Consider the following 25,314-nt stretch of genomic DNA (forward strand, 5'->3'; position numbering starts at 1 on the left):
CGTCTCGCCTCTGCGGCCTAGCCTGTCGCCTAGGACGGCGCGGCTGATCTTGCCACCCGGTTTCCGATAAAGTCACTCAGGCGATCGGCGCGAATGCGCATCCCCCGCGATATCCGCGATCACCGCCCCGATCACCAGCGTCCCGCCAATCAGCGCATGCACGGCCGGCACCTCACCAAAGCCGACCCAGATCCAGAACGCCATCAGCGGCGTCTCCAGCGTGGCGATGAGCGACGCCTGCCCTGACGGCAGCAGCCGCGAACCGAGCATGTAGAAGGTCAGGCCGAGCGCGACCTGGAGGCAGCCGAACATCGCAAGGATTGCCAGATTGTAGCCGCCGACATGGGTGATGTCGTGGGCGAGCGGCAGGCTGACCAGGCTGCCGATGAAATTCGACAGTGCGGCTGCCGCCACCATCGACGTCTCGCGATGGCGTCGAACGACGACCGTCATCGCCGAGATGGCAAGCACCATCAGGCAGCTCAGCGCCACGCCGCCGATATCGGCGCCCGCTCTAATCCCGCCGACGGTGATGACCACGCCGGCAAGCGCGACGAGGCTCGCGATCAGAGTGCGCCATGTCGCGGCTTCGCCGAGCCACAGCCATGCCAGCACCGCCGCGACAAACGGCTGGGTCGCGATCAACACCGCGACGTTCATGACATCAGTCATCTGAAGCGCGGGAATGAACGAGATCATGCCGATGGCGGACAATGACGCGACCAGTAAGCCGCCACGTCCCGGCACCACCAATTGCCTGAGCGCGCCCGGCCCCTGCATCAGGACGAGAAGGCCTGAGATCAGGCTGCCGCCGAACAGGCCGCGCCAGAACAGAATGGTCCAGGGATCAAACGGCAGGAGCCGCGTGAAGAACGGCGCCGTGCTCCAGGCAATCGCCGCAGCGGTGACGAGGGCAATGCCGAGACCGCGGTCCGATCGAGGCTGCCCCATGTTGAATTCCAGTTAAGTCGAATTCCAGTTACGAAGGCTTCTTCGGCCGCGACACCAGCTCGATCATCTTGCCTTCGTCGTCGTCGGGCATCGCGGCCTTCGCCTGCGCATAGGACTCGACGGCGGCGCGCGCAACCAGCGGCTTGTCGGCGAGCAGGCTCTCCGCAAGCCTCACGGCGTAGGCGGCATCCTTGTGCCGGAGTGCGGCCGTAAAGGTCGCGCCGCTGAAATCGCGGGCGACCATGCGCTTGGAGTGGCGCGTGACCTGCGGGCTCGCGGCAACACCGGCCTGGATCGACTCCAGCACGAGCTTCATGTCGAGCCCGGCCTGCTCGGCGATGGCAAGGCCCTCGGCGAGGCCCGCGATCTGGATCGCCCCCAGGAGGTTGTTGATGAGCTTGTAGACCGTACCGGAGCCAACCGCGCCGAAATGGCGGATGGTCGAGCCGATCGGCTCGAGGAACGGGCGCGCGCGTTCGAGATCGGCCGGGTCGGCGCCGGCGAGCAGCGTCAGCTTTCCCGCCGCAGCCGCATCCGGCAATCCCGTCACGGGGCAATCGATATAGATCAGGCCACGCGCATTGAGCTCGCGGCCCATCTCGCGCGCATGGTCGTAGGAAACGGTGGAGCACTCGATGGCGATGGTGCCGGCCTTCATCGTCTTGGCCGCGCCGTTCGGTCCGAGCCAGACAGCGCGCGAAGCTTCGTCGTCGGCGACCATGGTCACGACCGCATCGGCATCGATCGCGGCGTCCTCGGGCGAGGTCGCCCATTTCGCGCCGCGCGCAATCAGGTCTTCAGCTTTCGCCTTGCTGCGATTCCACAGCGCCACAGTAAAACCGGCATCGAGATAACGGCCGGCCATGCCATGGCCCATCCGTCCCAACCCGATGAAGGCAACGCGGGTCATGGCTAGTCTACGTCCTCGATGTCGGCACCAGTGGTGCCGAAGGCGCGCTGCGCCAGCGTCGCGGCCATGAAGTCATCAAGCTCGCCGTTGAGCACGCCCGAGGTATCGGAGGTCTGCACGCCCGTGCGCAGGTCTTTCACCATCTGATAGGGCTGCAGCACGTAGGAGCGGATCTGGTGGCCCCAGCCGATATCGGTCTTGGCGGCCTGGTCGGCGGCGGCCTTCTCCTCGCGCTTCTTCAGCTCGATCTCGTACAGGCGCGCGCGCAGCATGTCCCAGGCCTGCGCCCGGTTCTTGTGCTGGGAACGGCCGGCCTGACAGACCACCGCGACGCCGGTCGGGATATGCGTCAGGCGCACCGCGGATTCGGTCTTGTTGACGTGCTGGCCGCCGGCGCCGCCCGAACGCATGGTGTCGGTGCGGACGTCGGATTCCTTGATGTCGATCTTGATGCTGTCGTCGATGACCGGGAACACCTGCACGCTCGAAAACGAGGTGTGCCGCCGCGCGTTGGAATCGAATGGCGAGATGCGCACGAGGCGATGCACGCCCGCTTCGGTCTTGAGCCAGCCATAGGCGTTGTGGCCGGAAACCTGGATGGTTGCGGACTTGATGCCGGCCTCTTCGCCCTCGGACTCTTCGAGGAACTCGACCTTGAAGCCGTGCGTCTCGGCCCAGCGTGTGTACATGCGCAGGAGCATCTGCGCCCAGTCCTGGCTCTCGGTGCCGCCGGCGCCGGCATGGACCTCGAGATAGGAGTCGAAGCGGTCGGCCTCGCCCGACAACAGCGCCTCGAGCTCGCGCCGAGCCACTTCCTTCTTGAGGTTCTTGAGCGCAGCTTCAGCTTCGGCCACGACACCGGTGTCGCCCTCGGCTTCGCCGAGCTCGATCATGCCGATATCGTCTTCGAGCTCCTGCTCGACCTTGCCGATGCCCGAGAGCGAGTCCTCAAGCGAGGTGCGCTCCTGCATCAGCTTCTGGGCTTTCTGGGGATCGTTCCAGAGGTTGGGATCTTCTGCGAGCTTGTTCAGCTCAGCGAGGCGCGCCGTCGATTTCTCGACGTCAAAGATGCCTCCTCAGCAGCCCGACTGACTGCTTGATCTCTTCTACCAACCGTTCGATTTCGGCGCGCATGTCGTTCTCTGATCTCGCGGAATTCGTTCCGCGTACAAGTGAGACCGGGATGTAGCGGCGGCGGCTGCAAAGCGCAACCGCCACCGCAAAGTACGTCTGTCTTGTCCTAGGCCTTAGTACAGTCCGCCGGTGCCCGGCCGCATGAAGAAGCCGGAATCCGGCTGCTGTTGCGGCGCTCCCGGCCCGCCGCGTCCGTCGGCGTCGGCGACGCCGATGACCGAGTAATTGTCCGGCGGAGCCGTACCCGGCTTGAAGGCTTCGAGGATGGTTCCACCGGTCTCGCCCGGACCGGCGCGCATGCCGGTCTTTGCAACGACGCGGATCAGCTTGATGCCGGCGGGCACCTTGAAGGGAACGGCGGGCTTGTCGGCGAGCGCGAGCTTCAGGAAATCGCGCGCGATCGGCGCGGCCAGATGGCCGCCGGTCGCCGCGTTGCCTTTGCCGAGCGGACGCGGCTTGTCGTAGCCCATGTAGATGGCGACCGCGACGTCGGGCGAGAAGCCGACGAACCAGGCGTCCTTGGCCTCGTTGGTCGTGCCGGTCTTGCCGGCGATCGGCTTGCCGACTTCCCTCACCACGGTCGCGGTACCGGCCTGGACCACGCCTTCCATCAGCTCGGTGATCTGATAGGCGGTCATGGAATCCAGCACCTGCTCGCGGCGGTCGATCAGTTGCGGCTCGGCCTGGTTCTTCCAGCCGCCGGGTGCGTCGCAGCCGCGGCATTCGCGCTGGTCGTGCTTGAAGATGGTGTGTCCGTAGCGGTCCTGGATTCGGTCGATCAAGGTCGGCTTCACGCGGCGGCCGCCATTGGCGAGCATCGAATAGGCCGTGACCATGCGCATCGCCGTGGTCTCGCCGGCGCCGAGCGCGTAGGAGAGAAAATTCGGCAGTTCGTCATAGACGCCGAAGCGGCGTGCATATTCGCCGATCAGGGGCATGCCGATGTCCTGCGCAAGGCGCACCGTCACGGTGTTCAGCGACTGCCGCAGCGCGTTCCGCAGCGTCACCGGTCCCTGATATTTGTTCGCCGAAAAGTTTTCAGGCCGCCAGACACCGGCGCCCTGCCCCTGGTCGATTTCGATCGGGGCGTCGAGCACGACGGTCGATGGCGTATAACCGTTGTCGAGCGCGGCCGAATAGACGATCGGCTTGAACGACGAACCCGGCTGCCGGTAGGCCTGCGTGGCGCGGTTGAACTGGCTCTGGTCGAACGAGAAGCCGCCGACCATCGCGAGCACGCGGCCGGTCCAGGGGTCCATCACCACCATCGCACCCGACACTTCGGGGATCTGGCGCAGACGGTACTGACCTTCGACCGGTTGTCCTTCCTTGCTGTAGAGCGGATCGGCATAGATCACGTCACCGGGCTGCAGCACCTGCGCCACCGAATTCGGCGTCTTGCCTTTGGCGTTCCCCTGCGCCGCCCTCGCCCAGCGCACGCCGTCGACCGTGATGAGGCCGGTCTCGCGCTGCTTGCTGACGGCCCCGCCGAGCTCGCGGTTCGGTTGGAAGCCGATGCGGGCCGACTGGTCGCTGGTCTCCAGCACCACGGCCATGCGCCACGGCGAAATGTCGGACAGCGACTTGATCTCGGCGAGCTTCACGCCCCAGTCGCCAGAAATATCGAGCTTGCTAATGGCGCCGCGGTAGCCCTGCTGCTCGTCATAATTGACGAGACCGGACACCATGGTCTTGCGCGCCATGACCTGGATCTTCGGATCGAGCGTGGTGCGGACCGACAGACCGCCCTCGTACAGCTTCTTCTCGCCATAGCGCTCGAAGATGTCGCGGCGGACCTCCTCGGCGAAATATTCGCCGGCGAAGGTGTGGGCGCCGTTGGAACGGTTGGTGACGGCCAGCGGCTCCTTGCGCGCCTTGTCGGCGTCGGCCTGCTTGATCCAGCCGTTCTCCTGGAGACGGTCGATCACGTAGTTGCGGCGCTCGATGGCGCGGTCCCGGTTGCGAACCGGGTGCAGCGTCGCCGGCATTTTCGGCAGCGCCGCGAGGTAGGCGGCTTCCGCCACGGTGAGCTCGTTCACCGACTTGTCGAAATAGACCAGCGAGGCGGCAGCGATGCCGTAGGCGCCGAGGCCGAGATAGATCTCGTTCAGATACAGCTCGAGGATCTTGTCCTTCGAATAGGTCTTCTCGATCCGCATCGCGAGCAAGGCTTCCTTGATCTTGCGCGCGAACGAAACTTCGTTGGTCAGAAGGAAGTTTTTGGCGACCTGCTGGGTGATCGTCGACGCACCCTGCGGACGGCGGTTGGAGCCGTAGTTCTGCAAGTACAGCAGACCCGCACGGGCCATGCCGGTGTAGTCGATGCCGCCGTGCTCATAGAAATTCTTGTCTTCGGCGGCGAGGAAGGCGTTGATCACGAGCTTCGGCACGGCCTGGATCGGCAAGTAAAGCCGGCGCTCCTTGGCGTATTCGCCGAGCAGCGAGCCGTCGACCGCGTGCACGCGGGTCATCACCGGCGGCTCGTAATCCTGAAGCTGAGAGTAATCGGGCAAGTCCTTGGAGAAATGCCAGATCAGGCCTGCCACGGCACCGACACCGACAAGGAACACCACCGTTCCCGCGGCGAACAGGAAGCCCATGAACCGCACAAGCAAGCGCATTATATATTTATCCGTTCAATCCCTGGATCAGCCCAAGATCAGCCTCAAGGCGCCCAAACCACAAAAGAGGCGCCGTCCTCACGTCGCGAATTCGCCGGCCTACTCAATACCATCAATGCCGGACCGAAAGACGCTTGCCGAACGGGATTCTCGTCGATTCCGGAACCCCCTGCGTCGTTTTTATAAGGCGCCCGCTGTGGCCAAACTAGGGCTTAACAGCTGACCCGGCATTCCCTTCTCAATTGCCAGCCCCCGCCGTCGCCATCCGCTTGGCCAGGAATGTGTCGATCGCCTGGGCCATCGAGCCGACAGCCTTGGAGCGCCAGCCCTCCGATACGAGGTGCTCGAGGTCGCCCTTGTTGGAGACATAGCCGATCTCGACCAGCACCGAAGGCACGTCGGGAGCCTTCAGCACCCGGAACCCGGCCGATTTAAGGGGGTGCTTGTGCATCCGCACCGTCGACTTCATTTCGCCCATCAGCAAATGGGCGAAACGGTTTGAAAAGGTGCGGGTTTCCCGCTGTGTGAGGTCGATCAGAATGTCGGCGACGTCGGTCGGCTCTTCCGCGAGATTGAAGCCGGCAATCGCGTCCGCCCGGTTTTCGGCGTCGGCCAGGCGCTGGGCCTCAGCGTCGGACGCCTTGTCCGAGAGCGTGTAGATCGTGGCCCCCTGCGCATCGCCCTCGGCCTTCGGCAGCGCATCGGCGTGGATCGAGACGAACAGCGCGGCGTTCAGATTGCGGGCGACCTTGGGACGGTCATTGAGCGGAATGAAAGTGTCGTCGTCCCGCGTCATCACCACGCGATATTTGCCGGCCTTTTCGAGCCGGTCGCGCAACGCGAGGCCAAACGCCAGCACCAGGTTCTTCTCGCTCTCGCCGCTCGACTGGGTGCCGTTATCGATGCCGCCATGGCCAGGATCGATCACGACGACCGGCCGCCCGTCGGACGGCGTCCCCGGCTTCTGCGGGGCCGCTTCGGGCCCGGCAGGAATAGTTACCGGCGGCGCGGCAGCAACCGTCGGGCGCAACTCAGGGCGATTCTCCGGAGCCGGCGTTTGCACGAAGGCTGCGCGATCGACCTCCTCCAACTCGAGCACCAGCCGGGCCGGCTGGCCGTTGGCCGCATCGAGAACGTAGGAATTGGTGATCTTGGCGGGCCCGGTCAGGTCGAACACGATTCGAGAGCCGCCCGGCATCACGAGCCCATAGCGGAAGGCCTTGACCAGCCCCCGCCCGGCCCCCGTGCCCGGCGCCAGCTGAAAATTGACCTGGGGAACATCGATCACGACCCGATAGGGATCGGCGAGCGTTGCGGTGCGGAAGCTGACGGTCTGGTCGAGGTCGAGAATGAAGCGGGTCTGCTTGCCGTCACCGGCCAGGCGCGCGGCCGTGGCAACGGGAAAATTCGCTGTTGCAACAGAGGGTTGCGATGGGCTCTCAGCCGCATTCAGACGCGAGGAATCGGCGCACGGCAGTGCTGCGGCGCATAGCAGCGCAACCCCCAGCAAAACCCGTTGATTTGTGCGGCTCGCCACCGACTCCGTGCCTCCGAGCAGCCCTCTTTAACGCAATAGAACCACAGGGTTAATCGATCCTTAATGACGGAAGCGCGAAACTCTTCGACTGTGACCGGCGTGCGACGCTCCCTTGCACGGATGCCCCATTCCTCGTATGTACGGAATGCTGACGGCCGATATTTCCGGTTGTGTCGCGTTCAGCCTCCCGGTGCAGCGCCGGAACGCCCAAGGTTTGGGAATTCCAGCGTTTTTCGTTCCCCTCTAAGACCAGCGCGGTGCGCGGCAGCGAGGCGGAACGGGGCAAGCCCCGGCGGCGGACGGTTTCCGGTTACCACTGCGTTTCCGGGGCGGTTCTGACAGCGACTTAACCCGTTACCCGGTCCCTTGATCCCAAGGGAGCGGTTCGCAATCACCAAGGCGAGCGCGCTCGCGCCATGCCTGGCCAGCAGCAACTGATTGAGGGGCGGCCCCGCCGCCCAATGTTTCATACGGGCCGACGCTTGATGCGCCAGACTGTGCCGACGAATTCTGAAGGACCTTTCGCGACGCTGCGGAGTGACACTCCCGCGCGCCGCTTGGGTCCTGAAGCTTTCGGTTCGGCAAGGCGCGAGAGACGGCGTTTCGGCCTTCCCCTCACCCCCGAATCAGGTGGACCGTCGCGTCACCCGGCAGCGCTCTTCGCGCCCACGGTCGATCGCGCCCGCCGCCGCCAAGAGTTAAGACATGCCCAACAAGATGTTGATCGATGCCACCCACCCGGAAGAGACCCGGGTCGTCGTGGTCCGCGGCAATCGCGTCGAAGAGTTTGACTTCGAGACCGCGCAACGCAAGCAACTGCGCGGGAACATCTATCTCGCCAAGGTCACCAGGGTCGAACCCTCGCTCCAGGCCGCCTTCGTTGAATACGGCGGCAACCGCCACGGCTTCCTCGCCTTCAGCGAAATCCATCCCGACTATTATCAGATCCCGGTCGCCGACCGGCAGGCGCTGATCGAGGCCGAGGAGCAGGCCCATCGTGAAGCCGAGGAAGAGAGCGAGAATCGCTCCCACGGCCGCCGCCGCTCGCGCCACCGCAACGCCCGCCGTCGCGGTCACGGCGAGCGCGTCCGCAGCGACATCGTCGAGGGTCTGGACGCCGGCGCCGATCCGGCGGCGCAGCCGGTCGAGGGCCAGCCGCTGCCTGAGCACGCCGAGGGCGCTTCGCATGAGGGCGAGCACCTGCACGCCGACGCAGAGCATCACGGCGAGCACGAAGGTCATGATCATCACGAGCATGATCACGACGATCATGGCCATGACGACCATCATCATGCCCATGATGACGATCACCACCACGACAATGACGACCACGGTCACGATGGTGAGCACGATCATCACGACCATGATCATCATGCCGACGAGACGCCCGCGCCTGTCGCAGCCATCGGCGCCGAGCCGGTCGTTGCCGCCGAGACCGTGGCCGAGCCGCAGGAAGCTCCCGCCTTCGAAACGCACAGCGAGGCCCTTGCCGAAGCCGTGACATCAGTCACCGAGCCGGCCGATGCCGTTTACGCTGCCGGCGAGATCAGCGAAGCGCCGCATGGCGAGGCTGCGGACGCCGCCGGTGACGACGACGAGGACGAGGACGACGGCGAGGAAGCCGAAGAGGAAGTCGTCGAATCCGTCGGCGGTGACGACGTGCTAGAAGAAGTGCCGGAGCGCACCTTCCGCCCCCGCCGCCAGTACAAGATCCAGGAAGTCATCAAGCGCCGCCAGGTGATGCTGGTGCAGGTGGTCAAGGAAGAGCGCGGCAACAAGGGCGCGGCGCTGACGACCTATCTGTCGCTCGCCGGCCGCTATGCCGTGTTGATGCCGAACACCGCGCGTGGCGGCGGCATCAGCCGCAAGATCACCTCGGCCCAGGACCGTTCGCGCCTGAAGGAAGTGGTGCAGGATCTCGACGTGCCCGAGGGCATGGGAATCATCCTGCGCACCGCGGGTGCCGCCCGCACCAAGCCCGAGATCAAGCGCGATTTCGAATACCTGATCCGGATGTGGGAGACGGTGCGCGACCTGACGCTGAAGTCGCAGGCCCCGACGCTGGTCTACGAGGAAGGCTCGCTGATCAAGCGCTCGCTGCGCGACCTCTACAACAAGGAGATCGACGAGATTCAGGTCGCCGGCGAGGCCGGCTACCGCGAAGCGCGCGATTTCATGAAGATGCTCATGCCCGCCAATGTCAGCGCGGTGCGGCAGTATCGCGACGGCCAGCCGCTGTTCTCGCGCATGGGCGTCGAGAGCCAGCTCGATGCGATGTTCTCGCCGACCGTGCAGCTACGCTCCGGCGGCTACATCGTGATCAACCAGACCGAGGCGCTGGTCTCGATCGACGTCAACTCCGGGCGATCGACCCGCGAGCATCATATCGAGGACACCGCGCTCAAGACCAATCTGGAGGCGGCCGAAGAGGTCGCCCGCCAGCTCCGCCTGCGCGACCTCGCCGGCCTGATCGTCATCGACTTCATCGATATGGACGAGAAGCGCAACAACCGTGCGGTCGAGCGCAAGCTGTCCGATTGCCTGCGGCAGGATCGCGCGCGCATCCAGGTCGGGCGTATCTCGCATTTCGGCCTGCTTGAAATGTCGCGCCAGCGCATCCGCGCCAGCGTGCTGGAGAGCTCGACCGATCCCTGCCCGCATTGCGGCGGCACCGGCCATGTCCGGTCGGTGTCCTCGGTGGCGCTGCAACTGCTGCGCGGCCTCGAAGAAATCCTGATGAAGGGCGCGACCCACAACCTGGTGGTCCGCACCCGCACCGACGTCGCGCTCTATGTGCTGAATCACAAGCGCGGTCATCTGCGCGACCTCGAGAACGGCTTCAAGGTCACGCTGTCGGTCATCGCCGATGCAAGCGTCAGCGGACCGCAGGCCTATCTCATCGACCGTGGCGAGCAGGTGCATACGCTGGAAGCCGCCAAGGCGCTGCTTGCAGCTCAGGCCGCCGCAAGCCCGCCGCCGCTGGCCGAAGAAGCCTATGACGACGAGGAGTTCGATCCGGAGCTGGAATCCGAAGTCGAGACCGAGGAGACCGAGGGTCTCGCGGAAGAACAAGCTGCAGGCGACGCTTCGCCCGAGCAGGACGGCCAGCGCCGCAAGCGCCGCCGCCGCCGGCGTGGCCGCGGTGGTCAGCGCGACGGCGAGGCGCGCGAGGATGGCGCTCCCGCTTCTGCTGAAGGGGCCGCAGCGGTCGCAGTCGAAGGCGAAGAGGACGCCGAGGCCGAACAGGACGGCGAGGAAGGCGAGGAGCAGGCCGCCCGCGGCGAGCAGCAGGGCAGCGGCGAGCGCCGTCGCCGGCGTGGTCGCAGGGGTGGACGTCGTCGGCGCGGTAACGGCGAGGAAGGTCTCGCCGGCTCCATCGGCGACGAGCTCGGCGGCAATCCGCCGTCGGAAGCAACCGAAGCGGTCGCTGATTTCGACAGCTCCGGCAGCGAGTCGGCACCGTCGATTGCGCATTCGGAGCATATCGCCCCGGTTGAGGCGTCTCAGCCCGAGTTTCAGCTGCAGGCACCTGTTGAAACGCCGGTGCAGCCCGCGCCTTCTGCCGTCGTTGCTGAGGAAGAACCCTCAGCCGACGACAAGGCCGCCCGACGCCGCTCCACGGTTCGCGAGAAGGTGAGCTTCCTGTCGAGCAGCCCGAGCGAGCCGGTAGCCCCGGTTGCGGCAGCGCCCGAACCGGTTGCTCCACCAGCACCTGCGCCTGAGCCCGCGCCGGAAGTGGCCACCGAGACGCCGGCCGCCCCGCGCCGCGCCGGCTGGTGGTCGCGCCGCTTCGGCGGCGGCGAATAGAAGGAAATATCCAAAGTAAAAAAACGCCCGGCCTGGCCGGGCGTTTTTCGTTTCATGCCTCGCCGAAGTGCTAGGACGGCAACTCGTCATCGGCGAGCGGCGCCACGTCGCGCGATGCGATCTGGCGGAGCTGATCGTAGAGATCTGGCGCCTCGCTGGTGCAGAGACAGACTCCCTTGGCGGACGACGCCTCGCCGGCATTGAGGTAGGCGTGGCCCATGGTGCTGTCGAGATAGATGCCGTCGCCTTCGCCGAGGATCTCCGGCGCGTAGAACTCGGTGTGAACCGCGACGCGTCCGCTCGTCACCAGAAAATACTCTTCGCCGGCATGGCGCAGCAGCGGGCCGAACTCGTCCAGCGAGCGCGCGCGGACCTCAGCCACGATCGGCACCATGCGCTTGCCGATCAGATCCGTGCATTGATAGGTGTAGGTGTAGAATTTCGTGTTGATCAGTTGGCCCTGCCCGGCCCGGCTGATGCTCCGCCGCGCCGTGACCGGCCTGCCTTGTGCAGGCGCCGCCACCGCCGGATTGAACAGCTCGGCGATCTCCATCTTCAGGCCTGAGGTGAGCTGGAGCAGCTTGTCGTAGGTCAGCGACATCAACCCGTTCTCGACCTTCGACAGCGTCGACAGCGCCATGCCGGTCCGCTCCGCGACCTGCTTGAGCGTCAGCCCACGCGCCTGGCGCGCAGCCTTGAGACACTGGCCGAGCTGGGAATTGGCACCTTCGGGCGTCGTAATCTCGCTCATGCAGCATCTCTAACACGGCCACGAGAAAAAATATTGGCCGATCGACCTAATCTCTTCAACGGATCGAATACCTAATTACCTCTTTTGGTAGCTTCCTGGGCAAACCAACCAGGATTTGTGCACGAACTCGCCGGATTTGACGAATATTGATGCGTCGAACCTACTTTCCGATATGCTAAATTGTTTTCATATTCTGAAAGGGAGCTGGCGTTGCCCGAACTTTGCGACACGAGTGCCGTTGAGTTGCGCCGCCTGCTGGCCGCGCGGGCGATCTCGCCAGTCGAGCTGCTTGACGCCTGCCTGTCCCGCATCGCCACGACGAATGCCGCCGTCAACGCGGTCGTGACGCTCGACGAGCCGGGTGCACGGGCTGCCGCGAAGCAGGCCGAGGCCGCGCTCCTGCGCGGTGAGGATCATGGCGCGCTGCACGGCCTCCCGGTTCTGATCAAGGATACGCAAGACACCGCCGGGATGCGCTCCACCTATGGCAGCCCGCTGCTGAGCGAGAATGTGCCAGCCGCCGACCAGGGCTCGGTCGCACGATTGCGCGCGGCCGGCGCCATCATCTTCGGCAAGACCAACACGCCGGAATGGGCGGCCGGCGGCAACACCCGCAATCCCGTGTTCGGCGCGACCGGCAATCCCTTCGATCCCATGCGTTCGGCAGCCGGCTCCTCCGGCGGCTCCGCGGTCGCGCTTGCTTGCAGCATGGCGCCGCTTGCCTCGGGCTCCGACACCGGCGGATCCTTGCGCAATCCCGCGGGCTACGCCGGCATCGTCGGCATGCGTCCCTCCTACGGTCTCGTGGCCAGCGAGAAGCGCGCCTTCGGCTGGTCCAACCTGTCGACCGACGGACCGATGGCGCGCAATGTCGCCGATACCGCGCTGATGCTGTCAGTGATGGCGAGCGACGATGCCCGCGATCCGCTCGCCTACACGCTGCCCGGCGAGCCCCTGCGCGGACGCGCCGAGCGCTGGGCCGCGCCGCGCCCCGCTGACCTTGGCAAGCTGCGCCTCGCCTTCACCGAAGACTTCGGCTTTGCGCCGACCGAGCAGGCCATCCGCCGCGTCTTCCGCAATCGCGTCAAGACGCTTGCGCCGCTGTTCGCCGAATGCCGCGAGGCGACGCCGGACTGCACCGGCGCGGACGATGCCTTCGCCGTGCTGCGCGCCGGGCTGTTCCTGGCGATGCACGGCAAGAATTACAAAGAGCGGCCGGAGATGCTCGGCCCCAATGTTCGCGCCAATGTCGAGGAAGGCCTGAGCTATACGCTCGAAGATCACGGACGCGCCGCGACGACGCAGACGCGGATCTACCGTGCCTATCAAAGCTTCTTCGAAACCTGCGACGTCCTGGTCAGCCCGACCATCACGCTCAGTCCCCGGCCGTGGTCCGAGCTCTATCCCGCCGAGATCGACGGCGCGCCGACAAAGTCCTACTTCCACTGGCTCGCGCTTGCCTACGCGGTGACGCTCCCCGGCCATCCCGCGATCAGCATTCCACTCGGCCGCGACGAAGCCGGCCTGCCCTTCGGCCTGCAGATCGTCGGCCCGCGCGGCGGCGACGCGATCGTGCTCTCCGTCGCAGCGAGCCTCGAGGCTGCACTCGCGGGCGACCCGCAACTGTGCCGGCCGGTGCCCGACCTGGCGCGGCTTGCAACGGCACCGCCGCTCTCGTCGGCACCCGGCTTCCTCACCTGGGAATAGAACCTGGCAATCGACCAAGCAGGCATGGCCGCCGGGTCGCCGGCGAAACGGAGATCAGCATGACCGAACTGTCGCAGCGGAAAACCGGAATCGTCGCGTTCGTCCTGCTCTACATTGCCTATTGCATCTCCTATATCGACCGTGCGGCGATCTCGCTGGCGCTGGCGCAGATCGGTAAGGACTTCAATCTCCAGGCCGCCGACCTCGGCATCGTCATCAGCGCGTTCTTTCTCGGCTATGCCGCGATGCAAGTGCCGGGCGGATGGCTCTCCGATCGCTTCGGCTCCAAATATGTGGTGATCGTCACGATCGTGATGTGGTCGATCTTCACGGCCTTCACGAGCCTGGCCTGGTCGCTGACCTCGCTGATCGCGATCCGCTTCATCTTCGGCATCGCCGAGGGCGGATTTCCGCCGGCGAGCATCCGCGCCATAGCGGAGTTGTTCAAGAAGGACAGCCGGCCAAAAATGTCGGCGCTGCTGCTGTCGTCGAACTATGCCGGCAGCATGATCGCGCCGCTCATCATGGCGCCGCTGATCCTCTGGCTGGGCTGGCGTCATGCCTTCAATGCCATCGGCTTCGCCGGCGTCCTGTTCGCGCTGATTTATTTCGTCTTCGTTCCACATCTTGCGCGTATCGGCGTGGGGCCCGTGACGGCGAAGCCCCGGGCTCCGATGCGCGAGCTGATGAAGAATCCGCTGCTCTGGCAGTTGATGGTGGTGTGGTTCGGCCTCAGCTGCGTCAACAAGGGCCTGGATTCCTGGATGCCGCTCTATCTGCTTCAGCACCGCGGGCTGGATCTCAAGACGGTCGGCATCGTGGCACCGATCCCGTTCGTGATGGCGACGATCGCGACCGCGATCGGTGGCTGGGTCATGACCACGTTCTTTGCCGAGCGCGAAAAATATCTCCTGATCGGCAGCTCCACGTTGACCGGCATCTTCCTCTACGCCATGTACAAGTCGGAGACGATCACGGTGCTGATCGTGTTTCAGTCGCTGGTCTACTTCTTCAAGTCCTTCGTGCTGGCGGCGGTGGTTGCGCTCCCGACCAAGCTGCTCCGGGACGATCAGATCGGATCGGGCGTCGGCATGGTCAACCTTGGCGGCCAGAGCGCGGGCTTCGTTGCGCCGGCCATCATGGGTTTCATCGTGACCGGAACCGGATCATTCGACGCGGCCTTCGGCTTCCTGGTCGCGATGACGGCGCTGTCCGTCGTCGTCGCTACGACCATCAACACGGCGCAGCCCAGGCTCGCGCCAGAGCCGGCCTGACGAGAGAGGTCTGCCGATGCAAAGCGCAATCGTTCTTGGCGGCGGCATGGTAGGCGTGAGTGCCGCCTTGCATCTGAAGCAACGCGGCTGGACCGTCACGCTCGTCGACCGCCGTGAGCCGGGCCGCGAGACCAGTTACGGCAATGCCGGGATGATCCAGGCGGAGGCGGTGCGGCCCTATCCGATGCCGCGCGACCTCACTTCACTCCTGAATATCGCAACCGGGCGCACCAACGACGTGCGCTACAGCTTTTCGTCGCTGCATCGCCACGTCGAGCCGCTGCTTCGCTACTGGTGGCACTCCGCGCCGAAGCGACACCGCGAAGCGATCGAGGCCTGGGCTCGCCTGATCGCCTATGCGACGCCCGAGCACGACATCCTCATCCGCGAGGCCCATGCCGACAATCTGATCCGCCGCGCCGGCTACCGTGTGCTGCATCGTGACGCCGCATCATTCGACCAGGCGATCAAGTCGGCGGAGGAAGATCGCCGCGAGTTCGGCGTGAATTTTCGCGTGCTCTCGGGCAGCGAGTTGACCAGGGCCGAGCCGATCCTGCGCGACGACCTCCCCGGCGCGATCCATTGGCTCGACACCTGGACCGCATCCGATCCCGGCGCCCTGGTCACGGCCTACGCCGATCTGTTCGAGCGTCTCGGTGGCGCCATCGTGCTCGGCAATGCGCAGTCGCTGCAGCAGACAGGGACCGGATGGTCGGTCGAGACTGACAATGGCCGCGTCGATGCCGCCAACGCCGTCGTGACGCTGGGCCCGTGGTCGCCGGATCTCCTGCACAAGTTCGGTTACCGGATTCCGCTGGTGCGCAAGCGCGGTTACCACATGCATTACAGCGGCGGCGCCTCGCTCGACCTGCCGCTGGTCGACAAGGGGGGCGGTTATGCCATGGGCCCGATGGCCAAGGGCATCCGCATCACCACGGGCGCGGAGCTGACCGGGCCGGATGCGCTGGCGACGCCGGTGCAACTCGCCAGTGCCGAAGCATCGGCACGCGAGTTGATCGATCTCGGCAAGCGTGCCGAACCGGAGCCGTGGTTCGGCACCCGTCCCTGCACGCCCGACATGGTGCCGGTGCTCGGTCGCGCCCCGCGCCACCCTGGACTCTGGATGAACTTCGGCCACGGCCACCAAGGCTTTACGCTGGGACCCGCGACCGGACGATTGCTCGCCGAGATGATGAACGGCGAGACGCCATCAATCGATCCGACACCGTACCGGCCGGAGCGGTTCTAGCACTCAGCCTTCGCGGCGAGCACCGCAAGCGCCGCCGCCAAGCGCATCAACGGATCATCCCATTCGCGCGGGCGACGCTGGCGGAACAGCCGCATGGTCGTATACCACGGGCTGTCCTCGCGATCGCGCAGCCAGCGCCAGTCGAGCGCGTAAGGCGTCAGCATCCACACCGGACGGCCGAGTGCGCCCGCCAGATGCGCCACCGACGTGTCGACGGCGATGACGAGATCGAGCGCCGCCACGGCCGCCGCTGTATCGGCGAAATCGCCGAGCGCAGGCGCGAGATCGATGATGTCGCCACCGAGCGCGGCCAGCACCGGGACGTCTTCGGCGCGCGGCTCCTTTTGCAAGCTATAGAGCTGCACGCCCGGCATCACGAGCCGCGGCAAGACGGCCGCGGCCGGCAGCGAACGCTGCCGGTCGCCCTTGTGCCTGGGATTGCCGGCCCAGACCACGCCGACCTTCAGCCTCGCCTCGCAACCAAGCACAGTCCGCCAGCGCGACAGCTTCCCGGGATCGGCGTGCAGATACGGACCATCGGCAGGCACATTATCCAGCGTCGTGCCGAACAGGCGCGGCAGGCTCATCAGCGGCACCTGCAGATCGAATGGCGGCAGCGCTTCACCGCGCGGGATCACCGTGACGTCGGGCAGCTGCCGCAGCAGCGAGGCCAGCGCCGGCTGCACCTGCAGGATGATCTTGCCGCCGCTTGCGGTCACCAGCGGCAGATAGCGCACGAAATGCAGGGCATCGCCCAGGCCATATTCAGCGAATACCAGCAAGGTGCGCCCCTTGAGCGGCTCGCCCTGCCATTCCGGCTCGCTGAAATGGGGATCGCCGTCCGACAGCGTCTTGCACCTGCGGCGCCAGCGATAAGCCTCGAAGCCCTCGGCGAAATGACCGTTCATCAGCAGGAAATGCGCGTGGTTGTATTGCGCAAGCGGCTGCTCCGGATCGAGCGCGACGGCGCGGGCGGAGACCGCGAGCGCCTCGTCGAGCTCGCCCGCATTACGCAGCGCGACTGCGAGATTGGCGTGGCCCTTGGCATAGGATGGATCGGACGCCACCGCGCAGCGGTGCGCGGCGACCGCATCGGCGACGCGCTGCTGCTTCTCGAAAATGATACCGAGATTGGTATAGGCCGGCGCGTGATCGGGCTTCAGCCGCAGCGCGTGCTCGCAGGCCGCAACCGCGTCGTCGAGGTCGCCGAGATCGGAGAGGCAGGCGCCCAGATTGGTGGCGATCATGTGATCATTGGGATCAAGCGCGAATGTCTGCCGATAGATCCCGGCGGCTTCCTGCAAATGACGGGCTTCATGCAGGACAAGGCCAAGCAGGCGCAACGCCGCGACATTGTCGGGCGCGAGCGCGACGGCGCGGCGGTACTGGACGATGGCGTCATCGAGCAATTCCTGCCGATAGAGCGCCGCGCCGAGATTGCACAGCAACCCGATATCATCGGGATCGGCCTGGAGTGCGCGACGATACGCAGCCACAGCGTCAGCGAGCCGGTTCTGGTCCGCAAGGACGTTGCCGAGATTGAGCCAAGCGCCACGGTAAGCAGGCTCGCGCGCGATCACGGCGCGATAGGCGTCCTCCGCCTCGATCAGCCGTCCCTGCTCGGCGAGCGCGACGGCAAGGTTGAAGCACGCGCGCGTCAGATGCGTATCGAGCGCGATCGCACGGCGATAGGCCGTCTCCGCCTCGCCGAAGCGCGCAAGCTCGCCCAAAGCCACGCCGAGCTTGTTGTGCAGGCCGGCATCATCAGGCCGCCCGCGTAGCGCGCGCTGGAACGCGGCCACGGCACCTTCGTGCTCGCCTTTCACAGCGAGCGCATCGCCCAGCGTGATCAGCGCCGGCGCATGATCGGAATCGATCGTGAAGACGCGGCTCAGCAGCGCAGCCCCTTCGGTGGCGCGGTCGGTGACGAAGGCGGCGACCGCGGCCAGATGCAGCGCCGACACATGATCTGGCGCCGCCTTCAGAACCTCCGTGCAGAGGTGCCCTGCCCGATCCGGCCGGCCCGCCGCAAAATGCTCCGCCGCCTCCAGCACAATCCGATGAACAGCCGCCTCGCCCACGATACCACCGCCCCCGACATTAGAGATGCCGGTTAAACGCGCGAGGCGGCCAATTCCGTCAGTCGATATGCGCGTCGAGGATGGCTTTGATGCGCTGGGCATCCTCCGGCGTCGCCGGATTGTAGACGACCATGCCGAGATCGGGCCGGCCGTCGACTGCGAAGGCCGAATATTCGAACGAGATCGGGCCGAGCACGGGGTGGCGACCACGGTTTCGCCAAAGGAGAAAGGGCTGATCGAGGATCCCGATCAGCCCTCTTACTTCGAGACCTGACGGCGCACCGCGCCGTTCGGTCGGGTCAGTCCGTCGTGACAGCGGTTTCCATGTCGGTCGGATCGATCTGCTGGCTCAGCCGCGCGGTGAGCTTGTCGCGATCGAGCTCGCCCTCCCACCAGGCGACGATCACGCAGGCCACGCCGTTGCCGCAGAGATTGGTCAGCGCGCGGCACTCGCTCATGAACTTGTCGATGCCGAGCACGATCGCCATGCCCGGCACGAGGCGCGGATCGACCACCGCGAGCGTTGCCGCCAGCGTGATGAAGCCCGCACCGGTGATGCCGGAGGCGCCCTTCGAGGTCAGCATCGCCACGACCAGGATCGTGAGCTGCTGGCCGAAGGTGAGATCGAAGCCCAGCGCCTGGGCGATGAAGAGCGTCGCCAGCGTCATGTAGATGTTGGTGCCGTCGAGGTTGAACGAATAGCCCGTGGGCACCACGAGGCCGACCACCGACTTCGAGCAGCCGAGCCGTTCCAGCTTCTCCATCAAGGACGGCAGTGCACTTTCCGACGAGGAGGTGCCGAGCACGATCAGCAGCTCGTCCTTGATGTAAGCCAGGAACTTGAAGATCGAGAAGCCGGCCAGCCGCGCGATGATGCCGAGCACGACGAACACGAACAGCGCCGCGGTGAGATAGAACGTGGCAATCAGGCCCATCAGATTGAGGATCGCGCCGGTGCCGAACTTGCCGATGGTGTAGGCCATCGCGCCGAACGCACCGATCGGCGCCGCGCGCATCACGATCGAGATCACGCCGAACACCGCATGCGCGGCATCGTCGATGAAGCTGCGGATGGTATGGCCGCGCTCGCCGAGCCCCATGATGGCGAAGCCGAACAGCACCGAGAACAGCAGCACTTGCAGGATCTCGCCCTGCGCAAAGGCGCCAACCACGGTGTCGGGAATGATGTGCAGGATGAAGTCGACCGACTTCTGGCCCGCGGCCTGCTTGGCGTAATTGGCGACGGCTGCCTCGTTTGCCGCTGCATTGCCGAAGCCGGTGCCCGGCTTCACGAGGTTGCCGATGATGAGGCCGATGACGAGCGCGAAGGTGGAGACCACTTCGAAATAGACCAGCGCCTTGACGCCGATGCGTCCGACCTTCTTGGCGTCCTGGATGTGGGCGATACCGGAGACGACGGTGCAGAAGATGATCGGCGCGATCACCATCTTGATCAGCTTGATGAAGCCGTCGCCCATCGCCTTGATCCAGTCGTTGGTGGCGACGGACGGCCACAACCAGCCGACGATCGCGCCAAGCACGATGGCGATGAGCACCTGGACGTAGAGAATTTTATACCACGGCTTGGCCGCGCTCGGTGCGGCCGGCGCACCAGCCATCGTTGTCGTTGTCATTGTTTCACTCCCCCTCAAAAACTCAGAGCCAGCCAAGATCAACTTGGCCGGCCCTGTCAATTGGAACATTCCGTACGACGAAATCTAGCCGCGGCGGTCGACGATCCGGCGCGCCGCCGGCATCAGCGCGGCGCCGAGGGCGTTCTTGATGACGGAGGCCGCGAGGAACGGCGCGACGCCGACCATCCAGGCCTTGGTTGCGCCAAGGCCGATGCCATAGGCGAGCCAGCCGAAGCCGGCGATGAAAATGACGACATGGCCGACCGCCATAGCCGCAAACAGCACCACCACGTTGCGATCCCAGCCGCGCTCGGCCAGCCAGCCGGTGATGAAGGCAGCAGCCACGAAGCCATAGAGATAGCCCGCGGTCGGGCCGACCAGCGGCGCAATTCCACCAACCGGTCCGGCGAACACCGGCAGTCCCATCGCACCCTCGGCGAGGTAGGCAATCATGGTTGCGCTGCCAAGGCGCCAGCCATAGGCCGCACCGATCACCAGCACGACCAGCGTCTGCAACGTCATGGGCACATAAGGCAGCGGCAGGTTCACCTTGGCTGATAGCGCCATCAGTGCGGAACCGAGCGCGATCAGCACGACGGCACGCAAGTGCCCGACGGCTTCGCCCGGCCGGGTTGGCCACATCACTGCGGCAAGAGGAGAACGTGACGTGGCGGTGGACTGGACGGTTCGGTCAGACAAGATGCACTCCGGAGATGTCGCGAAAACTGGCGGCTATTTAAGCCAGTGGGCGATCCGGTCAACTGCCTCCTGCATCTCCGTGGCCGAGCGCGCATAAGAGAATCGGATGAACGAGCGGCCATGGATCGGATCGAAATCGACGCCCGGTGTCGCCGCAACCTGGGCCTGCTCCAGCATCTCCTTGGCGAAGTCGAAGCTGTCGGAGGTGAAGTCCGAGACGTCGGCATAGAGATAGAACGCGCCGTCCGCCGGCAGGAACTTGCTGAGGCCCGCCTTCGGCAGTCCCTCGATCAAGATGCGCCGGTTCTCCTGATAACCGTGCTTGATCTCCTCCATCTCGGCCGCACCGTCGAAGGCAGCCTCCGCCGCGATCTGCGACAGCGACGGCACCGAGATCGAGAGGTTCTGCTGCAGCCGCTCGATCGGCCGCACCAGGATCTCGGGCACGACCATCCAGCCGACGCGCCAGCCCGTCATGCAAAAATACTTCGAGAAGGAGTTGATCACGAGGGCGTGCGGAGACAGCTCTGCCGCCGTAACTGCCGGAAAGGCATAATCGAGCCCGTGATAGATTTCGTCGGAGATGAAGCGGATGCCGGCATCCTCGGAAGCCGCAATGAGGCCGGCGAGCGCCTCACGGGACATCATCGTTCCCGTCGGATTGGCGGGGCTTCCCACCAGCACGCCTTTCAGCGGCGCCTTGCGATGGGCAGCGAGCAGCGCCTCGCCCGTCAGCGCGTGGCGCGTCTCGTTGGTGGTCTCGATCAGCACCGGCTCGCAGCCGAGCGCTGTGAGGATGTGACGGTATGGCGGATAGCCCGGCACCGTGACGGCGACGCGATCGCCGGGCTCGAACATCGACAGGAACGCCAGGATGAACCCGCCCGAGGAGCCGGTGGTCACCACGATCCTGTCGGGGCTGACGGTGCAGCCATAGGCATCGCGATAATGCCGCGCGATGCGCTCGCGTAGACTGGGGATGCCGAGCGCCGAGGTGTAGTCGATCCGCCCCGCAGAAAGCGCGGCCTGCGCCGCCGCAATTGCGGTCTTCGGCGCGCCGGCCGCCGGCTGACCGACCTCCATATGGATGACATGACCGCCAGCCGCCTCGATTCGGGCCGCAGCCGCCATCACGTCCATCACCATGAACGGGGGAACATCACTGCGGCGGGACGGCTCGAGCCACTGCCCCACCCGGTTCCTCAATGTCGCATCGTGCATCGATTTCTGCTATTTCGCTGGCGGACCGGTCCGTTCGGTCCGGAAAACAGGGCGCTTGCGCCCCAGACTAGCCGCATTATACGGCTCATAAGGGCATATCGCGTATCCGGTCGGCCGCCAATCGCCAAAACCAAGCACGAAACTGCTTCCAACTCCGCTTTGCATGTCCGTTTGATCCAGACCGTTTGATGTTGCTCCAGATCGCATTGCGCAAGAAGGCCTCGGCGCTGACCGCCCTCGTCACGGCGGCTGCGATCGCGCTGCTGCCGGTCCCGGCAACGCAGGCCCAGGAGGGCCGCGGGCCGCCGGTGCTGCGCGATACCGAAACCGAGCAGCTGTTGCGCGAATATACGCGCCCGATCCTGAGGGTTGCCGGTCTGGAGAAGCAGAACATCCAGATGGTGATCATCAACGACGGCTCGTTCAACGCGTTCGTCGCCGATGGCCGCCGCATCTTCGTCAATTTCGGCGCGATCCTGCAGTCGGAGACGCCGAACCAGCTGATCGGCGTGCTCGCGCACGAAACCGGGCATCTGGCCGGCGGCCATCTGTCCAAGCTGCGCGAGCAGCTCGCCAGTGCCCAGACCCAGATGATCATCGCCATGCTGCTCGGCGCCGGCGCGCTCGCGGCGGGTGCCAGCCGCGGCGGCAGCGGCAATAACGGGCTCGCCAATGCCGGCGCGGCCGCAATCGCCGGACCGCAGGAGATGATCCGCCGCTCGCTATTGTCCTACCAGCGCCAGCAGGAAGAAAACGCCGACCGCGCCGGCGTGAAATTCCTGACCGCGACCCAACAGTCCCCGAAGGGCATGTACGAGACCTTCAAGCGCTTCACCAGCGAGAGCCTGTTCGCAGCGCGCGGCGCCGATCCCTATCTGCAGTCGCACCCGATGCCCGCCGAGCGCGTCGCAGCGCTCCAGGAATTCGCCAGCAGCAGCCCGTATTGGGACAAGAAGGACGATCCCGCGCTGCAGCTCCGCCACGACATGGTGCGCGCCAAGATCTCCGCCTTCCTGGAGCGGCCGGAGCTGGTGTATCGCCGCTATCCCCTGACCAATGACAGCATGCCGGCGCGCTATGCCCGCGCCATCAGCACCTATCTGCACGGCGATTTGCGCAGCGCGCTGACCCAGATCGACGCGTTGATCGCGGCACAGCCGAACAACCCGTATTTTTACGAGGTCCGTGGCCAGGCCCTGCTGGAGAGCGGCAAGCCGGCCGAGGCGATCGCTCCCCTGCGTAAGGCTGTCGCACTCTCAAACAATGCGGCCCTCATCGAGATGTTACTTGGGCAGGCCCTGGTTGGAACCGATAATAAGGCCTACACGGACGACGCCATTCGGATTCTCCGTGCCGCGGTGGCACGCGAGCCCGAGGCGCCGATCGGCTACACCCAGCTCGCGATGGCCTATGGCCGGAAGGGAGACTATGCCGAGGCGGATCTCGCCTCCGCCCAGGCCGCATATTTGCGCGGCGACAACAAGACCGCTCGCGAGCTCGCCACGCGCGCGAAAACCCGTTTCGCCGTCGGCACGCCCGGATGGGTCAAGGCCGACGACATCGTGGCGTCGAAACCGCCGCGCAACTAGACCTGTCCGCCACTTTGACGTCACGACACCAGCTTAAGTCCGCCGGGACGTTTTTTGAAACCTGCTCTGGATAAGAGGATTTGCCAATGCCTTCGCTGCGCCTGCTTGCTCCCGCGCTGTTTGCGCTCGCCATCTTCGGCGCGACGGGACCGGCTTCGGCCGAGAGCTTCTCCGATGCCCAGCGCACCGACATCGAGGCGATCATCAAGAACTACCTCGTCAGCCATCCCGAGGTGCTCGAGGAGGCCATGACCGAGCTCAGCAAGCGCCAGGCTGACGCGGAAGCGAAGAAGCACGAGGCCAGCATTGCGCAGAACTCGGATGCGATCTTCAATTCGCCGCGCCAGGTCGTGCTCGGCAACAAGGACGGCGACGTCACCTTCGTCGAGTTCTTCGACTACAATTGCGGCTACTGCAAGCGCGCGATGAGCGACATGCTCGACCTGATGAAGTCCGATTCGAAGCTGAAGGTCGTGCTGAAGGAGTTTCCGGTGCTGAGCCAGGGCTCGGTCGAGGCAGCCCAGGTTGCGGTCGCGGTGCGCATGCAGGATCCCTCCGGCAAGAAATATCTCGACTTCCACCAGAAGCTGCTCGGCGGTCGTGGCGCCGCCGACAAGGCGCGCGCGCTCCAGGCGGCCAAGGAAGCCGGCCTCGACGTCGCCAAGATCGAGAAGGACATCGCCAGCCCCGAAGTGCGCGCCACCATCGAGGAGAACTTCAAGCTCGCCGAAGCGATGGGCATGAACGGCACGCCGAGCTACGTGATCGGCAAGCAGATCGTGGTCGGCGCCGTCGGCCTCGACGGCCTCAAGGAAAAGATCGGCGTTGCCCGCTGCGGCAAAGCGACCTGCTGATCGCGCATCCTACAACTCACGCTCGCAACGAGGCCGGCTGAAAAGCCGGCCTTTTTCGTTGGCCGAAGCTCTGCACAAATCCTGGCGCAAATCCGGCGCGCGCGTTCATCGCGCGTTTAGGAAACAAATACCGCGGAACATCAGATGTTCCGGAACAACTCAAATCTCCTTTCGTTGGTGGCGCGGGCAATGACGCAAAGAAACACGTGAGGAGAATACGATGTCGAACCGCTTTATGATTTCGGTTGCCGCACTCGCACTCATCGCAGGCACCGGTCTGGCGAACGCACAAGGCACGACGAAGAACGAGAGTGGCGGCGCCGGCGCGCAGCCGATGCAGCACTCGCAGTCTTCGGGCGGCGCCGCCGAGCGCGGCAACTCGATGGGCAAGGAATCCACCCACGAGAAGGGCACCGTCGGCCAGGCTGGCGGCTCCAGCACCATGAAGTCCGGCACATCGGCCGAGGAGAAGTCCTCAGGCGCGGCCAAGGACGAGCACTCCGGCCGCGAGATGAACAAGAACGCGGCCGAGGAGAAATCCGGCGCCACCAAGAGCCAGCGCACTGACGAACATGCGCAGGGCCAGCAGGACAAGTCCAAGAGCATGAGCCAGGACACCAGCAAGTCCGGCGCCAAGGAGCAAAAGGACATGAAGGCTGAGGGCAGCAAGAGCGGCACCTCGACCAACAATGCCGAGAACCAGAAGGGCACCGAGACGCGCACCAACCAGAACGCACAGGGCCAGACCGGCACCAGCACCAACCAGAATGCGCAGGGTCAGAGCAGCACCAACACGACGGTCGGCCAGGCCGGCGCCGGCGCCAAGCTCTCGACCGAGCAGCGCACGCAGATCACCTCGGTGATCCGCGAGGAGCGCGTGCGTCCGGTGACCAACGTGAACTTCTCGATCTCGGTTGGTACCCGTATTCCGCGTGAGGGTATCGAGCTGCACGCCCTGCCGTCGCGGGTCGTGACGATCTATCCGGAGTGGCGGACCTACAAGTACGTCCTGGTCAAGGAAGAGATCGTGATCATCAATCCGGACACCTACGAGATCGTGGCGGTCCTGAACGTCTAAGGCCGGATGACGGCAACCTCAGGGGCGGGCAGCGATGCCCGCCCCTTTGCGTTCGGCCGGCAGCCATGCTTTTGACTGGTTAACAAGCAATTTCCGTAGCTTCCGCACAGGTTTTTGCACACCGGATGAGGTGCCTTAACCGGTCCGGGAGGCCCTTCAAGGCTTCCCCTCACGCGCTTTGTTACCTATAACCCCCGCCACGCCGAAACACCTTTCC

17 protein-coding genes and 1 pseudogene are annotated in these 25,314 nt (G+C 65.2%); 7 read left to right on the plus strand and 11 right to left on the minus strand.

Annotation, left to right across the window (positions count from 1 at the left end):
* Positions 1-72: 72 nt before the first annotated feature.
* The 5 genes from ACWAT4_RS22215 to ACWAT4_RS22235 all read right to left on the minus strand — a co-directional run bounded on the left by ACWAT4_RS22215 (position 73) and on the right by ACWAT4_RS22235 (position 7,153).
* Positions 73-951 (minus strand): DMT family transporter, encoded by an 879-nt coding sequence (locus ACWAT4_RS22215; protein ID WP_212299639.1) that lies wholly within the window; start codon positions 949-951, stop codon positions 73-75.
* 28 nt (positions 952-979) lie between these two features.
* On the minus strand, positions 980-1,861 hold the full coding sequence (locus ACWAT4_RS22220; protein ID WP_212299638.1) for an NAD(P)-dependent oxidoreductase: 882 nt from the start codon (positions 1,859-1,861) through the stop codon (positions 980-982).
* 2 nt (positions 1,862-1,863) lie between these two features.
* Positions 1,864-2,995 (minus strand): peptide chain release factor 2 gene (gene prfB / locus ACWAT4_RS22225; RefSeq protein WP_212299637.1). Its coding sequence is split into 2 segments (ribosomal slippage): positions 1,864-2,925 and positions 2,927-2,995, totalling 1,131 coding nucleotides; the frame shifts between segments, so codons are not numbered across the junction.
* A 113-nt stretch (positions 2,996-3,108) separates the two neighbouring features.
* Positions 3,109-5,616, minus strand: coding sequence for a penicillin-binding protein 1A (locus tag ACWAT4_RS22230; protein ID WP_212299636.1), 2,508 nt, complete (start codon positions 5,614-5,616; stop codon positions 3,109-3,111).
* Between the two features lie 238 nt (positions 5,617-5,854).
* On the minus strand, positions 5,855-7,153 hold the full coding sequence (locus ACWAT4_RS22235) for an N-acetylmuramoyl-L-alanine amidase (RefSeq protein ID WP_449728073.1): 1,299 nt from the start codon (positions 7,151-7,153) through the stop codon (positions 5,855-5,857).
* 705 nt (positions 7,154-7,858) lie between these two features.
* On the opposite strand from ACWAT4_RS22235, the gene ACWAT4_RS22240 reads away from it, so the two are divergent.
* The gene (locus ACWAT4_RS22240) at positions 7,859-10,960 is read left to right on the plus strand and encodes an Rne/Rng family ribonuclease (RefSeq protein ID WP_449728074.1); all 3,102 of its coding nucleotides are present in this window, start codon (positions 7,859-7,861) and stop codon (positions 10,958-10,960) included.
* A gap of 70 nt (positions 10,961-11,030) precedes the next feature.
* Here ACWAT4_RS22240 and ACWAT4_RS22245 read toward each other — a convergent pair whose 3' ends face one another.
* Complete coding sequence (locus ACWAT4_RS22245) at positions 11,031-11,711, minus strand: helix-turn-helix domain-containing protein (RefSeq protein ID WP_212443598.1); 681 nt, start codon at positions 11,709-11,711, stop codon at positions 11,031-11,033.
* A 210-nt stretch (positions 11,712-11,921) separates the two neighbouring features.
* Here ACWAT4_RS22245 and ACWAT4_RS22250 point away from each other — a divergent pair, with 210 nt between their 5' ends.
* The 3 genes from ACWAT4_RS22250 to ACWAT4_RS22260 are packed head-to-tail and all read left to right on the plus strand — an operon-like array spanning position 11,922 to position 15,941.
* Positions 11,922-13,418 carry an amidase gene (locus tag ACWAT4_RS22250; protein ID WP_449728075.1) on the plus strand — a complete coding sequence of 499 codons (1,497 nt, stop codon included), beginning with the start codon at positions 11,922-11,924 and terminating at the stop codon, positions 13,416-13,418.
* A gap of 59 nt (positions 13,419-13,477) precedes the next feature.
* Entirely contained in the window at positions 13,478-14,692 is a 1,215-nt protein-coding gene (locus ACWAT4_RS22255) for an MFS transporter (RefSeq protein ID WP_212427775.1), read from the plus strand.
* Positions 14,693-14,708: 16 nt separating this feature from the next.
* Positions 14,709-15,941, plus strand: a complete 1,233-nt coding sequence (locus ACWAT4_RS22260; protein WP_212299630.1) for an NAD(P)/FAD-dependent oxidoreductase — start codon at positions 14,709-14,711, stop codon at positions 15,939-15,941.
* Here the strand turns inward: ACWAT4_RS22260 and ACWAT4_RS22265 are convergent.
* The 5 genes and pseudogenes from ACWAT4_RS22265 to ACWAT4_RS22285 all read right to left on the minus strand — a co-directional run bounded on the left by ACWAT4_RS22265 (position 15,938) and on the right by ACWAT4_RS22285 (position 21,576).
* Entirely contained in the window at positions 15,938-18,022 is a 2,085-nt protein-coding gene (locus ACWAT4_RS22265; protein ID WP_449728076.1) for a tetratricopeptide repeat protein, read from the minus strand. The genes ACWAT4_RS22260 and ACWAT4_RS22265 overlap by 4 nt on opposite strands.
* Positions 18,023-18,080: 58 nt before the next feature.
* A pseudogene (locus tag ACWAT4_RS22270) lies at positions 18,081-18,227 on the minus strand (transcriptional regulator); the annotation flags it as partial.
* A 94-nt stretch (positions 18,228-18,321) separates the two neighbouring features.
* Complete coding sequence (locus ACWAT4_RS22275; RefSeq protein WP_212443602.1) at positions 18,322-19,656, minus strand: dicarboxylate/amino acid:cation symporter; 1,335 nt, start codon at positions 19,654-19,656, stop codon at positions 18,322-18,324.
* Positions 19,657-19,740: 84 nt separating this feature from the next.
* The gene (locus ACWAT4_RS22280) at positions 19,741-20,298 is read right to left on the minus strand and encodes a biotin transporter BioY (protein ID WP_449731245.1); all 558 of its coding nucleotides are present in this window, start codon (positions 20,296-20,298) and stop codon (positions 19,741-19,743) included.
* A gap of 90 nt (positions 20,299-20,388) precedes the next feature.
* A complete protein-coding gene (locus ACWAT4_RS22285) occupies positions 20,389-21,576 on the minus strand; it encodes a pyridoxal phosphate-dependent aminotransferase (protein ID WP_212299627.1) in 1,188 nt (395 codons plus the stop codon).
* Positions 21,577-21,764: 188 nt separating this feature from the next.
* Between ACWAT4_RS22285 and ACWAT4_RS22290 the strand changes: the two genes are divergently transcribed.
* The 3 genes from ACWAT4_RS22290 to ACWAT4_RS22300 all read left to right on the plus strand — a co-directional run bounded on the left by ACWAT4_RS22290 (position 21,765) and on the right by ACWAT4_RS22300 (position 25,097).
* Positions 21,765-23,165 (plus strand): M48 family metalloprotease, encoded by a 1,401-nt coding sequence (locus ACWAT4_RS22290; protein ID WP_212443604.1) that lies wholly within the window; start codon positions 21,765-21,767, stop codon positions 23,163-23,165.
* An 86-nt stretch (positions 23,166-23,251) separates the two neighbouring features.
* Complete coding sequence (locus ACWAT4_RS22295) at positions 23,252-24,019, plus strand: DsbA family protein (RefSeq protein WP_212299625.1); 768 nt, start codon at positions 23,252-23,254, stop codon at positions 24,017-24,019.
* Between the two features lie 220 nt (positions 24,020-24,239).
* Positions 24,240-25,097 carry a DUF1236 domain-containing protein gene (locus ACWAT4_RS22300; RefSeq protein ID WP_212443605.1) on the plus strand — a complete coding sequence of 286 codons (858 nt, stop codon included), beginning with the start codon at positions 24,240-24,242 and terminating at the stop codon, positions 25,095-25,097.
* The last annotated feature ends 217 nt before the right edge of the window (positions 25,098-25,314 follow it).

This window comes from Bradyrhizobium sp. T-1, assembly GCF_053592855.1.

Excerpts from the sequence above, each read along its gene's own strand:
- ACWAT4_RS22230 (WP_212299636.1), bottom strand. The coding sequence starts at position 5,616 with ATGCGCTTGCTTGTGCGGTTCATGGGCTTCCTGTTCGCCGCGGGAACG.
- ACWAT4_RS22300 (WP_212443605.1), top strand. The coding sequence starts at position 24,240 with ATGTCGAACCGCTTTATGATTTCGGTTGCCGCACTCGCACTCATCGCA.
- ACWAT4_RS22290 (WP_212443604.1), top strand. The coding sequence starts at position 21,765 with ATGTTGCTCCAGATCGCATTGCGCAAGAAGGCCTCGGCGCTGACCGCC.
- ACWAT4_RS22260 (WP_212299630.1), top strand. The coding sequence starts at position 14,709 with ATGCAAAGCGCAATCGTTCTTGGCGGCGGCATGGTAGGCGTGAGTGCC.
- ACWAT4_RS22240 (WP_449728074.1), top strand. The coding sequence starts at position 7,859 with ATGCCCAACAAGATGTTGATCGATGCCACCCACCCGGAAGAGACCCGG.
- ACWAT4_RS22220 (WP_212299638.1), bottom strand. The coding sequence starts at position 1,861 with ATGACCCGCGTTGCCTTCATCGGGTTGGGACGGATGGGCCATGGCATG.
- ACWAT4_RS22295 (WP_212299625.1), top strand. The coding sequence starts at position 23,252 with ATGCCTTCGCTGCGCCTGCTTGCTCCCGCGCTGTTTGCGCTCGCCATC.
- ACWAT4_RS22255 (WP_212427775.1), top strand. The coding sequence starts at position 13,478 with ATGACCGAACTGTCGCAGCGGAAAACCGGAATCGTCGCGTTCGTCCTG.
- ACWAT4_RS22275 (WP_212443602.1), bottom strand. The coding sequence starts at position 19,656 with ATGACAACGACAACGATGGCTGGTGCGCCGGCCGCACCGAGCGCGGCC.
- ACWAT4_RS22215 (WP_212299639.1), bottom strand. The coding sequence starts at position 951 with ATGGGGCAGCCTCGATCGGACCGCGGTCTCGGCATTGCCCTCGTCACC.
- ACWAT4_RS22245 (WP_212443598.1), bottom strand. The coding sequence starts at position 11,711 with ATGAGCGAGATTACGACGCCCGAAGGTGCCAATTCCCAGCTCGGCCAG.
- ACWAT4_RS22285 (WP_212299627.1), bottom strand. The coding sequence starts at position 21,576 with ATGCACGATGCGACATTGAGGAACCGGGTGGGGCAGTGGCTCGAGCCG.
- ACWAT4_RS22280 (WP_449731245.1), bottom strand. The coding sequence starts at position 20,298 with ATGTGGCCAACCCGGCCGGGCGAAGCCGTCGGGCACTTGCGTGCCGTC.